The sequence below is a fragment of the Streptomyces sp. NPDC049954 genome (assembly GCF_040656295.1).
GTDB lineage: Bacteria > Actinomycetota > Actinomycetes > Streptomycetales > Streptomycetaceae > Streptomyces.
On sequence record NZ_JBFALS010000002.1, the window covers coordinates 151,012 to 166,211 of the forward strand.

Below are 15,200 nucleotides of genomic sequence, written 5' to 3' on the forward strand. Positions count from 1 at the left end.
CATGCCCCTAGTGCCCACCGCCGGCCTCGTGGACGAGGCCGTGCGCGCCGAGTCCGCCGTCCTCGCCTTCAACGTCGTCACCCTCGAACAGGCCGAGGCCGTGGCGAGCGCCTGCGAGCACACCTCCTCGCCCGCCGTGCTGGCCGTCAGCCACAACGCCGTCCGCTACCACCACGGCGATCCGGCCCCCCTGCTCGCCGCCTGCGCGGCGGTGGCCCGCGGCTGCGGCGCCCCGCTGGCCCTCCACCTCGACCACGTCGAGGACGAGAACCTGGTGCTGCGCGCCCGGGAACTGGGCTGCGGTTCGGTCATGTTCGACGCCTCGCGGCTGCCGCACGAGCAGAACGTCGCGCGGACGGCCGCCGTGACCGCCCGCCTCCACGAGGACGGCGTCTGGGTCGAGGCCGAACTCGGCGAGATCGGCGGCAAGGACGGGGTGCACTCGGCCACCGCCCGCACCGACCCCGCCGAGGCGGCCGCGTACGTCCGCGCGACCGGGGTCGACGCGCTCGCCGTCGCCGTCGGCAGCTCCCACGCCATGACCCGGCGCACCGCGGACCTGGACCAGGAACTCATCGCCCGGCTGCGCGAGGCCGTGGGCGTACCGCTCGTCCTGCACGGATCGTCCGGGGTCCCCGACACGGCCCTGGTCGAGGCGGTCGCCCACGGAATGCGGAAGATCAACTTCGGCACCCATCTCAGCGCCGCCTTCACCCGCGCCGTCCGCGCGAGCCTGGACACCGGGACGGGGGTCGACCCGCGCCGCTACCTCGGGGCGGGCCGCGAAGCGGTGACGGAGGCGGCGGCCGAGCTGATCCGCCTGCTGCGCCCCGCCCTGACCGCCGTCTGAACACCCGCCGCCCGGACCGGCGGGACACCGCACCCACCGCCGGACGGGCGGGGCACCCCACCCGCCGGCCGCCGCCCGCACCCCTACGTCACAGGAGCCGACCGTGACCACACCCGCGCACCGACGCGAACCCGTCCCCGACCCCCGCGCGCTGCTCGACACCCTCCGCGAGCGCGTACTGGAACGCGAGGGCATCCCCATGTTCCTCGCCCTCCAGACCCCCGCCACGACGGCCGGGCCCGGACCGGGCGCGCCGGCGGACGCCGAGGGCGAGGAACTGGCCGGACTGCTGCGCCACTACCGGGGCGCCCTCGCCCCCGAGGCCGCCGACGACGCCGAACCCGCCCTGATCGACGTGCTCCAGGTCATGGGGGCCGCCCACCTCACACCGCACACCGGCCGCCCCCGGAAGGACGCCTCGCAGTGACGAACCAGCCCGCCCCCAGCCGCCTTCCGTCCTTCTCCGGCCAGGAACAGGCCCTGCGCTCGGGCCAGTTCCTGCGCGTGGTGAACTACCACAACACCCCGCACGCGGACACCGAGAAGATCCGCGGCGAACTGCGCGCGCTCGCCGAGGACTTCGCTCCGGTGACGCTGGAGGACCTGGACCTCTTCCGGTCCACCGGCCACTGGCACAAGGACCGGCCCGGGATCATCCCGGTCTTCTACGAGGGGTACCGCAACAACGCGGAGGTCGCCGCGCCGCTGGCCGAGGAGGTGGGCCTCACGGCGTGGTTCTTCGTCTGCACCGCCTTCCTCGACGTGCCCGTCCAGCAGCAGTTCGACTACGCCAACGCGCACCACATCGACCTGGTGGAGGAGAACCGCAGCGGTGACCGGCTCGCCATGACCTGGGACGAGGTCGCCGCGCTCAGCCGTCGCCACGTCGTGACTCCGCACACCGCCAACCACGCCGAGGCGGCCGCGCTGCGCACGGACGCCGACCTCGAACGCGAGATCGTCGAGCCCAAGCGCCGCATGGACGCCGTGACGGGGCAGGACGCGCCCGCCACCGCCTTCCTGTGGGGCACGCCCTACGGCGCGCACCCCGACGTGGACGCGGCGCTGCGCGAGGCGGGCTACCGCTACCAGTTCGGCAACACGATGATCCAGCACCTCGGCTGAGGCAGCCAGGCTCCGGTGGAGGGCCGCCCGCCGCACCTCCTGGCGCGGCGGGCGGCCCTCCCTCCCGTCATCCGGGCAGTCGCTGCACCATGGTGTTGCTGAACACGAAGTGGTAACCGGACCCCGTCAGGGCCTGGTCGGCGGGGCTCTCCCCGGTCCAGTTGGTGCCCTCCAGCCACGCGGTGCACCGTGCGGAGCCGCCCGTGGCGCGGTCCATCAGCCGCTTCGGACCCGACACCTCGCGGTCGATGTCCGCCGCCGTGCGCACGCTGCGGGCCAGGGCGTGCGAGGCGGTGTGCGGGGTGACCACGTGACCGCGCCGGTGCAGATCGGCGATCTCCTCCCAGCTCATCGCGATGCGCTCCGCGCGCGGGTTCTCCGGCACCAGCTTGATCCGGTGGGCGAGGGCGTAGTCGTACTGCTCCTCGGCCGGGGTGTCCACGAACTGCGTGCACACGAAGAACCAGCCGGTGACCCCGGCCTCCTCGCAGGCCGCCGCCGCCACCTCGTAGTTGTCCCGGTAGCCCTCGTAGAAGACGGGCAGCAGCCCCGGCCGCGCGGAGCGCCACTGTCCGGTCCGGGCGAAGTGCTCCAGGTCCTCGACGCCCACCGTCCCGAAGTCCCGTGCGTAGCCCCGTAGTTCGGTGACCAGCTCGTCCTTCCAGCCGGCCGGGGTGTTGTGGTAGTTGACCAGCCGCAGGAAGTTCCCGGCGCGCAGGTCGGCGGCGGTCGCCCCGGCACTGACACCGGGGTCCGCCGACAGCGGCGGCCCGGGGACGGCCCCGGCGGGGTTCCCGGGCTCAGGCCGGGGCGCGGCCGGGCGGTCCGGGCCCAGGTGGGCGTACGCGAGGGCCTGGAGCGCGGCGACGACGGCCGCCTCCGTGCCCTCGGTGTCCGGGGAGAGCCGCGCGTGGTACTCCGTGAAGGCGTCGGCGAGTTCGGCCCCGGCGCTCCCCGGGCCACCGCCCCGGCGGGCGGCCGGGGCGGCGGGGGAGGACGGCGGTGCCGCGCGCAGGGACACGAGCATGGGTACGCCCCTGCGCCGGGCCACCAGCGACTGGCTGGCCCGCAGAGCGTCTCCGGGGGTGAGGGACGAAAGGTGCTGCGAGGGCATGGAAGTCCTTGGGAGTGCGCTGACGGACACCTTTCACTGTGCTCGCCCGTGCGTGCGCGGAGCAATAACGAGCCGCGATTGCGCGTAATTGCTCATTCGGCGTCCGGGAGGGGGTGGGGCGGTACGCGTGCGGGGGCCCGGTGGGGCCCGGAGCGGAGGCCGCCGGGTGCGCGTCCGTCGCCGAGCGCGCGGCGGCACGGCTCATGCTGTACGGGGGCGGTCACGCTGCCGGAGGTCCCGCTGTCGCCCCTGAGTGACCGACGCCGACTGACGAGGAGTTCCCGTGCCCGCCGCTCTCTTTCCCGCGCTGCACGCCGCCGCGCACGACGTTCCCGTGCCGCACGCCGCCGCACCCAAGACCGCCCTGCGTTTCGGCGCCCGGGCCCTCGACTACGTCCAGTTGGCGCGTGTGGCGGGGGCGCTCGCGCGGGAGCTGCCGCCGGGGCGCCGGGTCGCCGTGTGGGCGACGCCGAGCCTGGAGACGGGGGTCGCCGTGGTCGCCGCCCTGCTCGCCGGGGTCGCCGCCGTACCGCTCAACCCGAAGGCGGGCGACCGCGAACTGGCGCACATCCTGGACGACAGCGACCCCGCCCTCGTCCTGGCCGCCCCCGGCGACACCCTGCCCGGCCGGCTCGCCGAACTGCCCCGCGTGGAGGTGACCACCGACCCGGACGCGGTGCCCCAGCAGGCCGCCGGTGCCGCGCTCCCCGCAGAACCGGGCGAGGAGACCCCGGCCCTCGTCGTCTACACCTCCGGCACCACGGGCCCGCCCAAGGGCGTCGTCCTGCCGCGCCGCGCGCTCGTCGCCACCCTCGACGCCCTGGAGGACGCCTGGCAGTGGACGGCCCAGGACGTGCTCGTCCACGCGCTGCCCCTGTTCCACGTGCACGGGCTGATCCTCGGGGTCCTCGGTCCGCTGCGGCGCGGCGGGACGCTGCTGCACCTGGGGCGTTTCTCCACCGAGGGGGTGCGCCGGGCGCTGGCGGAGGACGGCGCCACGCTGATGTTCGGCGTCCCCACGATGTACCACCGCCTCGCCCAGGAGGTCGACGGCGATCCGGCGCTCGCGGCGGCGCTCGCCAAGGCGCGGCTGCTGGTGTCCGGTTCGGCGGCGCTGTCCGTCCACGACCAGGAGCGGATCGCGGCGGCTACCGGCCGGCGCGTCGTCGAGCGGTACGGGATGAGCGAGACGCTGATGAACACGAGCGTCCGCGCCGACGGCGAGGCCCGGCCCGGCACCGTGGGCCTGCCGCTCGCCGGGGTCGGACTGCGGCTCGTCGAGGACGACGGGACGGTGATCGCGGCCCGCGACGGCGAGAGCATCGGGGAGATCCAGGTGCGCGGCCCGAACCTGTTCACCGAGTACCTCAACCGCCCGGACGCCACCGCCGCCGCCTTCGACGGGGACTGGTTCCGCACCGGCGACATGGCCGTCCGCGAACCGGACGGCTACGTCCGCATCGTGGGCCGCCGGGCCACCGACCTCATCAAGTCGGGCGGTTACAAGATCGGCGCGGGGGAGATCGAGGACGTACTGCTGGAGTACCCGGGCGTCCGCGAGGCCGCCGTCACCGGGGAACCCGACCCCGACCTCGGTGAACGCGTCGTCGCCTGGCTGGTCCGCGAGGACACGGCCCTGGACGAGGAGGCCGTCGCCGCGCACGTGGCCCGGCGCCTCGCCCCGCACAAACGCCCCCGCGTCTTCCGCTATCTGGACGCCCTCCCACGCAACGACATGGGCAAGATCATGAAGCGGGCCCTCCGTGACTGACCGCGCCCGCGCCCTCCTCGCCACGCTCGCCCCGGGGTACGAGGAACTGCCCGCACCCGCCGCCACGGCCTCCGGAGACGGGCCGCTCGGCTGGCCCGGCTACGGCGACTCCCGCGCGCGGGCCGCGGAACGCACCGGGGAGAGCGAGTCGATGGTGTGCGCGGTCGGACGGGTGGGCGGGGACGGGAACGGGGCACTGTCCGGCATCGTCACGTCCGGCGGGGCCGGGACGCCGGGCCGTACCGACCGCTCCAGCGGCACCGAAGCCGTGCTGCTCGCCTCGGAGTTCGGGTTCCTGGGCGGCTCCCTCGGCGAGGCCACCGGGGACCGGGTCGTCGCCGCGCACACCTGGGCGCGGGCCCGCCGCCTGCCCGTCGTCTCCCTCGTGGCGACCGGTGGCAGCAGGATGCAGGAGGGCATGCGCGCCCTCACCCAACTCCAGCGCGTGGCACGGGAGACCGTCCTGACCCGGCGCGCCGGACTCCCCCAGATCGCCGTCCTGCGGGACCCGTCGACGGGCGGCGGCTGGGCCACCCTCGGGGCCGGCGCCGACGTCGTCCTCGCCCTGACCGGCGCGCAGATCGGCTTCGCCGGTTCCCGGGTACGCCCGGCCGGCGCCGATCCGTACGCGTACACGGCCGAGGGCCAGTACGGGAACGGGCACGTGGACCGCGTCGTGAGCGCCGCCGCACTGCCGGGCGTCCTCGCCCGCTGGCTCACCCTGCTCTCCGCCCCGCCGGCCGCCCCGTACCGGCCCGAGCCGCCGCACGCGCTCACCCGGGGCCCGGCCCCCTCCGGCGGCCCCGAGGCGGTGCGCCGCGCCCGCGCCCCCGAACGGCCGCGCGCGCAAGGGTACTTGGACACGTACTTCGACTGGCGGGAGGAGGTGCGGGGCGATCGTTCGGGAGGCGTCGACCCGGGGATGCTGTGCGGCTTCGGACGGCGCGCGGGCCGGACCGTCGCCTACGCCGCGCAGTGCGGAACCGCCAACAGCCCGGCGGGATTCCGCACGGCGGCGCGCCTCATCCGCACCGCCGACCGCCTGGGCGTTCCCGTCCTCACCCTCGTCGACACCCCGGGAGCCGCGAACGACGCGGCGGCGGAGGCGGCGGGCGCGGGCCCCGCCATCGCCGAGGCCTTCGCCGCCGTCGCGGAGGCGACCGTACCGGTCACCTCGCTGCTCATCGGCGAGGGCGGCTCGGGCGGTGCCCTGGCACTGACGGCGCCCGGCCACCTGTGGGTCACCCCCGACAGCTACTTCTCCGTCATCGCCCCCGAACTCGCCGCCGCCATCCTCAAACGCCCCCCGTCCGCCCTCGACGCCACCACCGACGCCCTGCGCCTGCGCCCCCAGGACGCCGTGGAACTGGGCGTGGCCCGGGGTTTCGCCCCCGCGCGGGACGGCCGGTGAGGAACCGCGCCGGGTCGCGAGCGGCAAGGTGCCCCGGGTTCCGTTGAACGGCCCCACCCGGGGCACCCGTTGCTCGTGGCACCGAGGCGTGCCCGTCGTCCCCGCGAGAGAAGAGAGTCGCCATGTACATAGGACTGGGCACCGTCGTCGTCATCGTCGTCATCATCGCCGTCGTGCTGCTGCTGCGCCGCCGCTGACCGGGACACCGGGGGGCGCCGCCGGGCCCCCGCCGCCAAGAACCTCCCAGCGCCCCCGCCCTCGAACGAGGGCAGGGGCGCTGGGCTTTGTCCACCGGGGAGTCGGCCGTTCCCCCTCAGGGGTGGTTTATGCCCCAGGAATACCCACCTGCGCCCTGAATGACTACTGTGGGTAGTCGCATCGGATCAACGAGTTACTTGGCAGGTGGATGTGCGTAGGTCGATGGTGGTGGCTCTGGCCGCCGGTCTTTTCTTCACCGGCGCGGGCAGCGCGATGGCTGACTCGTGGCGGAAAATGCCGCCCCTGACCAGTGGCGGGGTCAAATTCCTCGGCGGCCAGTACCAGCTGTATCCGAAGTTCACCCAGCACGGGGGCTTCGGTTTCCGGGGGCATCTCAAGGACGATTCGCCGACCGACGGCCACAACGTCTACGTCCTGGCGAAGGTCGAGGGCTACGGCTGGAGGCGCTTCAACGGGAAGCAGCGCAGGACCGTGAAGCTCAACAAGGTCGTGTACGACGGGGCGGCTCTTTACGTCAGGACGGCGGAATTCCGTGCGTGCAGGGATCGCGGATCGCTGCGGCCCGACAACTGCTCGAAGACTCTGCACTACGAGCGCTAGTGCCGCAGCAGGCAATAGCCATGACGACGGTGGACACCGTGTTCACCGGTGAGGAAGGGGTGTGACCATGGGGACGCGGTCTGTGCTGCGCGCCGAAGGAGTGGACGTCCGGTACGGCCCCCATCTCGCCGTGCGCGGCGCGTGTCTCGCGCTCGCGCCGGGTGAGGTGGTCGCCGTGATGGGCAGCAGCGGCTCCGGGAAGACTTCCCTGCTGCACTGCCTGGCGGGGATCGTGCCGGCCGCGGCCGGCACGATCCTCTTCGAGGGCCGGGACTACGAGACGCTGGGCGACGAGGAGTTGTCCGGGCTGCGGCGCGAACGCTTCGGGTACGTCTTCCAGCACGGGGAACTGCTTCCCGAGCTGACCGTCGAGGAGAACGCCGCGCTGCCGCTGCGGCTGGCGGGTCAGCGCAAGGGGCCCGCCCACCGGGCCGCCGAGCCGATCCTCGACCGGCTGGGCCTCGCGGACCTGCGTGATCGTCGCGTCGCCCAGCTCTCCGGCGGTCAGGCCCAGCGGGTCGCGGTCGCCCGGGCGCTCGTCCACAGTCCCGCGGTGGTCTTCGCGGACGAGCCGACCGGCGCGCTCGACTCCGTCAACGCCGCCGCCGTACTGGACGAGTTCCTGGCCCTCGCACGGGACCGCGGTACGGCCGTCGTCCTGGTCACCCACGACGAGAACGTCGCGCGCCACGCCGACACGCGCTATGTCATGCGGGACGGGCGGCTGGGCGCCTCGGTCCCCGCGGCCGCGCCCGCTCCCGATTCGGCGACCGGCCCCGCTCCCACGGACGGCGACCGCTCCGCCCGGAGTTCCGCATGAACACCTTCGCCCTCGGGCTCCGGCTGGTGCTGCGCGGCAACCGCGCCACCCGGGTCCGCTTCCTGCTGATGACGGCGGGCTGCGCCCTCGGGGTCGCCTGTCTGGCCGCCGTGCTCACCATCCCCGCCCTCCTCGCCGCGCACGACGGCCGGGAGGCGGCCCGGGGCACCGTGCCCGGGAAGGAGGGGAAGGCGGGCCGGTCGTCCGCGATCCTGGCCCTGAAGCGCACCGATCCCTACGGTTCCCACCTCTTCACCCGCGTCTTCGTCGCCCGGCCGGAGCAGGGGAACGGGCCGGTGCCGCCCGGCATGGACCGGCTGCCGGGCCCCGGCGAGGTCCTCGTCTCACCCGAGCTGCGCGATCTGCTGCGCGAGCACCCCGGGCTCAAGCCCAGCCTGCCGGGAAAGGTGACCGGCACCATCGGGGCCGCGGGGCTCACCGGCCCCCGCGAGCTGTACGCCTACGTCGGCCGGACGCACGCGCAGCTTCCGGACGGCGAGGTGGTGCACCGCTTCGGGGACCGCTGGCCGAGCACCAACGCGGTCGACTCCTCCACCCTGGACCCGTTGCGGTTCACGCTGTGCTGTCTCGTGCTGCTGCCGCTCGCCGTCTACTTCTCGGTGTGTGTCCGGCTCTCCGCCGACTCCCGGGGCCGCAGGCTCGCGGCCCTGCGGCTGCTGGGTCTCAGCGCCCGGCAGACGATGCGGGTGAGCGCCGTCGAGACGCTGTGCGCCGCCCTGCTCGGCGCCGTGCTCGGCCTCGGTCTGCACCTCGTGGTGAACGCGGTGGTGGCGGAGACCGGGCTGCCCGGCATCGCCTGGTACCCCTCCGACGGACTGCCTTCCACGAACACGCTCGCCGCCTGTCTGCTCGGCTGTCCGGCCCTCGCCTACCTCGCGGGGCGCCGGCACGCGCGCGAGGCCGCGCTGCGTCCGCTCGCCGTACGACGCCAGGAGCGACAGCGCCGGGCACGGTGGCTCGGGGCGCTGTTGCTGCTCCCGGGGCTCGGCATCGTCAGTACGTACTGCGTGCTCGGGGCCCTCGGCCGCATCGGGGTGTCCACCTCCCTCACCTCCGTGCTGGTGCCCGCCGGGGCGCTGCTCACCGGGGCCGGTCTGGTGTTCGCGCTCCCCCCGGCCACGGGCTGGCTCGCCCGGCGGATCGCCTCCGTCACCCAGCGACTGCCGCTGACCCTCGCCATGCGGCACAACGAGTCCCGGCCCGGGGCGGTCCTGCGGGTCGTGAGCGGCCTCGTCGTCCTCGTCTACGCGGGGTCCCTCACCCAGGGCGTCCTCGTCGAGATCGACCAGGTCAGCCGGCGTATCGCCCCGGTCCAGGAGTACGAGGTCGCCTATGACAAGCTGACGCCCGCTCAGCGTGCGGCCATGAAAGGCGCCGAAGGTGTGCGCTCGTACGCGCTCACCGTCGACACCAACGGCTCTCGTTCCGTCGGCGTCCTCGTCGGCGACTGCGCCCAAGTCCGAGTCCTCGCGAAGCCTGGCAGCATGCGTGGCTGTGTGGACGGGCAGACCTCCGTGCTGAGCGATCCCCAGTCGATTCCGGACCCAGGAGTCGATCCAGGCCGGGCCTACAGTCTGGATCTGCGCACCGAGGACGGCCGTCCAGCCGGCACATACCACTACACCATCCCGCGCCGGAGCGTGGTGATCGGTGTCGAGCAGCCGTCTTCCCTGCAAAACGCCGTCCTCATCCCCCCGAGCGCCCTCCCCCCGGGAACCCACCCGGCGGGCGCGCACCTCGTGCTGAGCAGCGCCCCCGACTCCGAGACCGTCCGGCGCACGCTCGACCGGCTGGCCGGAATCGCCCCCACCGCCGAGATCACCCCGGTCGGCATCGTCATCGAGTCGCTGAGTCAGCTCAGCGTCATCAAGGGGCTGCTGGGGACGGGGATGGTCCTCGGGCTCGTGATCGGCGTGGCCGCCTTCCTCGTGTCGGCGGCGGACCGGGCCATGGACCGGCGAGGGCAGATCACGACCCTGACTCTGCTCGGCGCCCGGTCGAGCACCCTGCGGGCCGCGCAGTGCGCGCAGGTGCTGCTGCCGCTCGCGCTCGGGCTCGGCGGGGCGCTGGTCGCCGGGCGGCTGGCCGAGTCGAGCTATCTCGTCACCGGGGGCGGGGCGGTGTTCTGGGACGGCGAGGGACTGCCCCTGCTGCTGCTCAGCTCCCTCGGCGTCCTGCTCGTGGCGGGGCTGGCCGCGCTGCCGATGGTCCGGCGCCACCTCGACCCGGAGGTGCTGCGCGGCGACTGAGCGGACCGGCCCCGCCCCGGCGGTCAGACCGCCCGGCGCCGCAGCAGCCAGAACGCTCCGGCCACGGCGAGCGCGGCCACGGCGAGGAGAAGGCCGCTCTCGGTGAGCTGGCGGGGCCAGAAGTCCGGGGAGGGCAGGTACGTCCGGGTGAAGCCGACCACGTCGTGCTCGGCGAGGCAGTGCAGGCTCTTCCCGCAGTGCGGGTCGCGGATGTGGGCGCCGCCGGAGGTGATCGCACTGCCGCGCACCGGGACCTCGGGCGGCAGGTGCGTGTGGGTGAAGGGCCAGGGGCCACCGCGTACCGCGCCGGTGATCAGGAACTGCGCCACCCCGGCGACCACCATCGCGGGCAGGGTGCGGCGCAGCAGCAGCCCGCAGAACACGCCGACGGCCAGAGCCAGCAGCATGACGAGGACGGTGGCGGGGCCGATGGAGAAGTACAGGGCGCGCGGGCCGATCCCCGAGAGCATCAGGTTGTTGTGGGCGGACCACAGCACCCGGTACAGCACGACGAGCAGTCCCGTGCCCACGACGAGGAACGCGGCGACCGCGCCGAGCTTGGCGGCGAGCCAGCGCCCCGGGGACACCGACTGGGACCACGCGAGCCGGACCGTTCCCGTCTCCAGCTCACGGGCGGTGAGCGGGCCGGCCGCGTACACCGCGACGCAGAGCGCGGCGAAGCCGAGCAGGGTGGCCGGGAGCTGGAACAGGTCGTTGTACGTGGTGGAGAGGAACCCGCCGGTCATCCCGTTCGCCCACGCGGCGTCCTGGACACCGTCGTAGCCGTACGTGTCGAACAGCCGCTGCGTCGCGTGGGCCCCGGGGCCCCGGAGCCACAGCAGCAGGGCGGCGGTGAGCGCCACGAAGGCGAGCCAGATCCACAGCGCCCAGCGGTGCAGGCGTGTCTCCGAGCGGAGCAGGTCGAGAGTGGAGGGCCGGGACGGGGCCGGCGGCCCGTCCTTGGTCAGCAGCGTCGTGGTCATCGTGCAGTCCTGTGGGTGTTGGGGGGGAGGGGGAGGTGGGAGGGAAGGGGCCGACGGGCGTTGCGCTCGTCGTGGCCGGAGGGTCAGGCCGCCGCCGTGCCGGAACCGGTGTCCGTACCGCTGTCCGTACCGGTGTCGCCGCGCGGACGCGTCCCGGCTTCCGCGCCCGCCTCCGTACCCGCGTCCGCGCCGGGGTCCGTCTCCGGCATGAGCAGCGCGGGGGCCGAGGGGGTGCGCAGGTGCGCGAGGACCAGTTCCTCCAGGGTGGGCGGTTCGGGCTGCCAGGTGTCGGGGACGGGGCCCCGGGGGCGGATCAGGGAGATGAGGCCGCGGCCCGCCGGGCGGGACTCCACGAGGGTGTGCGCGGACAGGTCCAGGTCCCTCCCCGTGACCACCCGGTGCGCGTCGAGCAGGGTGTCCACGGAACCGCCGAGGCGGACCCGGCCACCGGACAGGAGCAGCAGGTGGTCGCAGGACTCGGCGAGTTCGGCGACGACGTGCGAGGACAGCAGGACCGTGGTGCCCCGGTCGGCCACGTCCGCGAGCAGGACGCCCATCACCTCGTGCCGGGCGAGCGGGTCGAGATCGGCCATCGGCTCGTCCAGCAGGAGCAGTTCGGGGCGTTTGCCGAGCGCGAGGGCGAGTGACACCCGGGTGCGCTGGCCGCCCGAGAGGCGGCGGATCCGGCTTCGGGGGTCGAGGTCCTCGACGATCCGGGCCGCGTGGGCCGCGTCCCAGTTCCCGGCGTTGAGGCGGGCGCCCAGGGCGAGGGCGTCCGCGACGGTGAAGTGCTCGTACAGGGGCTGTTCCTGATCCAGGTAGCCGACCCGCTCGCGGTGCGCGCCCGGCGCCCCGCCCAGGACGGCGAGGCCGCCGCCGGTGGGCCGCAGCAGCCCGGCCGCGACCTGGAGCAACGTCGACTTGCCCGCGCCGTTGGGGCCGACCAGGGCGCACACGCTGCCCGCCGGTATCCGGAACGTGCAGTCGTCCAGCGCGTGGGTGGCGCGCCGGCCCCGGCCGCGGCGGTGGGTGAGCCCCCTCGCCTCGATCGCGGGCGGGGTGCTGGTGGTGCTCACTGGTCCTCCTTCGGGAAGTGCGCGTCCAGAGCGGAGGCCATGAGCGCGGCGGCGGTCTCCCGGGCGACGCCCGCGGCGCGGGCCCGCAGGGCCCAGTCGTCCAGCGCCGAACGCAGCGGGGAGTCCGCGCCCTCCGCGCCGAGCGTGCGCAGGACGAACGTGCCGAGTCCCCGCCGGCCCTCGACCAGGCCCTGCCGCTCCAGTTCGCGGTAGGCCTTGAGGACGGTGTTCGGGTTGATGGCAGTGGCCTCGACCACCTCGCGGGCGGTGGGCAGCTTGTCGCCCGGTTCGAGGAGCCCGAGCCGCAGCGCCTGCTGGGTCTGCGCCACGATCTGGAGATAGGTGGGGACACCGCTGCGCCGGTCGACGCGGAACTCGACGTGCTGCTGCTCGGTCACGGCCACTCCCCTTTCCCTAATTAACTAGTGAAAGGTCTCATGGGGTCGTGACCTCGTCAAGCGGCGGTGCCGGCCGCGGCTTGACGAAGACCGCAACGTCCTTACGCGTGACAGGAGTTGAGGGAGTCCGTGCTTCCGTGGCCCCCGGGGGCTCCGCCCGGTCGGTCGGCTCCGCCTGCCGCCTTCCTCGGGTGTTTCCTCCGGCCTGGGTGGCGCGGCCCCTCGGCGCCGCCGGAGCGCGCGGAGACCGCCGGCGTGTACCCGTCGGCCACCGCCCCGGCACCGCCCCGGCACCGCCCCGGCACCGCCCCGGCCGCGACGCGTTCGGCGCGGGTCACGGTGCCGGCCCGGTCGGGCTTCACGAGGACCGCGTGGGCGACGCCCCCACAGCGCCTGGCCGCGCCCGCGGCGCCCCGCCCATGGTCGTGGGCGCGCCCCGGCTTCCTCGGTGCTACGGTTGATTACCTAAACGCTTTAGGTTTCTGTGGTGGCCCCGGACCGGGGCCGCCGGGTCGCAGAGGAGGGGCGAGCGTGCCACGAGCGGGGCTGAACGCGCAGCGGCTGGCGCGGGCCGGTGCGGAGCTGGCCGACGAGGTCGGGTTCGACAAGGTGACCGTCCCGGCGCTCGCGCGGCGTTTCGACGTCGCGACCGCGAGCCTGTACGCGCACATCAAGAGCTCCCACGACCTCAAGGTCCACATCGCGCTGTTCTCCCTGGAGGAGCTGGCCGACCGGGTCGCCGACGCGGTGGCCGGACGGTCCGGCAAGGACGCGCTGCTCGCCTTCGCCGGGGCCTACCGCGACTACGCGAAGGAGCACCCCGGCCGGTACGCCGCCGCACGGCTGCCGCTCGACGCGGAGACGGCGGCGGGCAGTGCGGGCGTCCGGCACGCGCAGCTGACCCGGGCGCTCCTGCGCGGCTACGACCTGGGCGAACCGGAGCAGACGCACGCGGTACGGATGCTGGGCGGGATGTTCCACGGCTTCGTCAGCCTCGAACTGTCCGGCGGCTTCAGCCACAGCGCGCCCGGGGCCGAGGAGAGCTGGACGTGGATCCTCGGCTTCCTCGACGCCCAACTGCGCGACCGCGCCACCTCCTGAGCGCCCCACCGGTCACCGCCGGACACGCGCTCCCGCCCCGCCGCAAGACGCGCGCTCCCGCCCCACCGCCGGACACGCGCTCCCGCCCCGCCGCAAGACGCGCGCTCCCGCCCCACCGCCGGACGCCTCACCGACCGACCGCTTTCACCGAACGAGCTGGGAACATGAACGCCAACGCCGATTCCACCTGGATCACCACGCCCGCCGTCCCCGGGCTGCTGCGCGGCGCCCTCGACTTCGAGTACACCGCGCACGGACTGCTCCCGCACCGGCTGCCCGAGGCGGCCAGGTGGCAGATCCCCGACGCCCAGCTCGCGATGGCCGAGGCGCAGCCCTCCGGGGTGCGCCTGGCCTTCCGCAGCCGCGCCACCGTCGTGGAACTGGACGCGCTGCCCACCAAGCGGGCCTACCGAGGGGCGCCCGCCCCGGCCGACGGGGTGTACGACCTGCTGGTGGACGGCCGGCTCGCGGCGCAGGCCACCGTGCCCGGGGGCCGCGTGCGCCTGATCGACATGGCCACGCAGGAGGCCGAGATCCAGGAGGGCCCGCCCGGAACGGCCCGCTTCGAGGGGCTGCCCCCGGGTGAGAAGGACATCGAGATCTGGCTGCCGCACAACGAGACCACCGAGCTGATCGCCCTGCGCAGTGACGCCCCGGTCGAGCAGGCGCTGCCGGACGTGCGCCGGGTGTGGCTGCACCACGGCAGCTCGATCAGCCACGGCTCCAACGCCGCCACACCGAGCACCACGTGGCCCGCGCTGGCCGCCGCCCGGGGCGGGGTCGCCCTCGTCAACCTGGGCTTCGGCGGCGGCGCGCTGCTCGACCCGTTCACCGCCCGGACGATGCGTGACGCCCGGGCCGACCTGATCAGCGTCAAGATCGGCATCAACGTCGTGAACGCCGACCTGATGCGGCTGCGCGCCTTCGGACCCGCCGTGCACGGTTTCCTCGACACGATCCGCGAGGGCCACCCGGACACCCCGCTGCTCGTCGTCTCCGCCGTCCTGTGCCCCGTCCACGAGGACACCCCGGGACCGCTCGCACCGGACTTCAGCGACGGGACGCTGCGGCTGCGCGCCACCGGCGACCCGGCCGAGGTCGCCTCGGGACGGCTCACCCTGAACGTCGTCCGCGAGGAACTCGCCCGCGTCGTCGCGCTGCGTGCCGTCCGCGATCCCAACCTGCACTATCTGGACGGCCGTTCGCTGTACGGCGAGGCCGACCACGCCGAGTTCCCGCTGCCCGACGACATCCACCCCGACGCGGCCGGTCACCGCCGTATCGCGGAGAACTTCGCGGCGGCGGCCTTCGGACCACGAGGGCCCTTCGCGTAGCGACGTCGACCGGTCCGGTCCGGCCGAAGGCCCCGCACCCGGCTGTCCCGCACCCGGCTGTCCCGCACGCGGCTGTCCCGCACGCGGCAGACCCCGACCGGGGCCGTGACCGGGACCGGGCACGCGGG

The 15,200-nt window shown here is 74.5% G+C and carries 14 protein-coding genes; 10 read left to right on the forward strand and 4 right to left on the reverse strand.

The window, feature by feature from the left end:
- The first annotated feature begins 1 nt into the window (after position 1).
- From AB0J21_RS04160 to AB0J21_RS04170, 3 genes are all read left to right on the forward strand, one after another.
- Complete coding sequence (locus AB0J21_RS04160) at positions 2–850, forward strand: class II fructose-bisphosphate aldolase (protein WP_363144243.1); 849 nt, start codon at positions 2–4, stop codon at positions 848–850.
- A gap of 103 nt (positions 851–953) precedes the next feature.
- Positions 954–1,277 (forward strand): hypothetical protein, encoded by a 324-nt coding sequence (locus AB0J21_RS04165; RefSeq protein ID WP_363144244.1) that lies wholly within the window; start codon positions 954–956, stop codon positions 1,275–1,277.
- Entirely contained in the window at positions 1,274–1,975 is a 702-nt protein-coding gene (locus tag AB0J21_RS04170; RefSeq protein WP_363144245.1) for a polysaccharide deacetylase family protein, read from the forward strand. The genes AB0J21_RS04165 and AB0J21_RS04170 overlap by 4 nt, the downstream gene beginning before the upstream one ends.
- 67 nt (positions 1,976–2,042) lie before the next feature.
- On the opposite strand, the gene AB0J21_RS04175 is transcribed toward AB0J21_RS04170, so the two are convergent.
- Entirely contained in the window at positions 2,043–3,089 is a 1,047-nt protein-coding gene (locus AB0J21_RS04175; protein WP_363144246.1) for a polysaccharide deacetylase family protein, read from the reverse strand.
- A gap of 307 nt (positions 3,090–3,396) precedes the next feature.
- Here AB0J21_RS04175 and AB0J21_RS04180 point away from each other — a divergent pair, with 307 nt between their 5' ends.
- The 5 genes from AB0J21_RS04180 (at position 3,397) to AB0J21_RS04200 (ending at position 10,180) form a co-directional block, all read left to right on the forward strand.
- Entirely contained in the window at positions 3,397–4,860 is a 1,464-nt protein-coding gene (locus AB0J21_RS04180) for an acyl-CoA synthetase (protein WP_363144687.1), read from the forward strand.
- Positions 4,853–6,271, forward strand: a complete 1,419-nt coding sequence (locus AB0J21_RS04185; protein ID WP_363144247.1) for a carboxyl transferase domain-containing protein — start codon at positions 4,853–4,855, stop codon at positions 6,269–6,271. The genes AB0J21_RS04180 and AB0J21_RS04185 overlap by 8 nt, the downstream gene beginning before the upstream one ends.
- Before the next feature lie 402 nt (positions 6,272–6,673).
- The gene (locus AB0J21_RS04190) at positions 6,674–7,090 is read left to right on the forward strand and encodes a hypothetical protein (RefSeq protein WP_363144248.1); all 417 of its coding nucleotides are present in this window, start codon (positions 6,674–6,676) and stop codon (positions 7,088–7,090) included.
- A gap of 67 nt (positions 7,091–7,157) precedes the next feature.
- Complete coding sequence (locus AB0J21_RS04195) at positions 7,158–7,910, forward strand: ABC transporter ATP-binding protein (protein WP_363144249.1); 753 nt, start codon at positions 7,158–7,160, stop codon at positions 7,908–7,910.
- Positions 7,907–10,180, forward strand: coding sequence for an FtsX-like permease family protein (locus tag AB0J21_RS04200; RefSeq protein WP_363144250.1), 2,274 nt, complete (start codon positions 7,907–7,909; stop codon positions 10,178–10,180). The genes AB0J21_RS04195 and AB0J21_RS04200 overlap by 4 nt, the downstream gene beginning before the upstream one ends.
- A gap of 23 nt (positions 10,181–10,203) precedes the next feature.
- Here AB0J21_RS04200 and AB0J21_RS04205 read toward each other — a convergent pair whose 3' ends face one another.
- The 3 genes from AB0J21_RS04205 to AB0J21_RS04215 form a co-directional block, all read right to left on the reverse strand.
- Complete coding sequence (locus AB0J21_RS04205; protein WP_363144251.1) at positions 10,204–11,163, reverse strand: hypothetical protein; 960 nt, start codon at positions 11,161–11,163, stop codon at positions 10,204–10,206.
- A gap of 83 nt (positions 11,164–11,246) precedes the next feature.
- Positions 11,247–12,239, reverse strand: coding sequence for an ABC transporter ATP-binding protein (locus AB0J21_RS04210; RefSeq protein WP_363144252.1), 993 nt, complete (start codon positions 12,237–12,239; stop codon positions 11,247–11,249).
- Positions 12,236–12,637, reverse strand: a complete 402-nt coding sequence (locus AB0J21_RS04215) for a GntR family transcriptional regulator (RefSeq protein WP_363144253.1) — start codon at positions 12,635–12,637, stop codon at positions 12,236–12,238. Before AB0J21_RS04215 ends, AB0J21_RS04210 begins: the two co-directional genes overlap by 4 nt.
- Before the next feature lie 531 nt (positions 12,638–13,168).
- On the opposite strand from AB0J21_RS04215, the gene AB0J21_RS04220 reads away from it, so the two are divergent.
- Both AB0J21_RS04220 and AB0J21_RS04225 read left to right on the forward strand, forming a co-directional pair.
- Complete coding sequence (locus AB0J21_RS04220; protein WP_363144254.1) at positions 13,169–13,738, forward strand: TetR/AcrR family transcriptional regulator; 570 nt, start codon at positions 13,169–13,171, stop codon at positions 13,736–13,738.
- A 164-nt stretch (positions 13,739–13,902) separates the two neighbouring features.
- Positions 13,903–15,072: a GDSL-type esterase/lipase family protein gene (locus AB0J21_RS04225; RefSeq protein ID WP_363144255.1), complete on the forward strand. Its 1,170-nt coding sequence runs from the start codon at positions 13,903–13,905 to the stop codon at positions 15,070–15,072.
- Positions 15,073–15,200 lie beyond the last annotated feature (128 nt).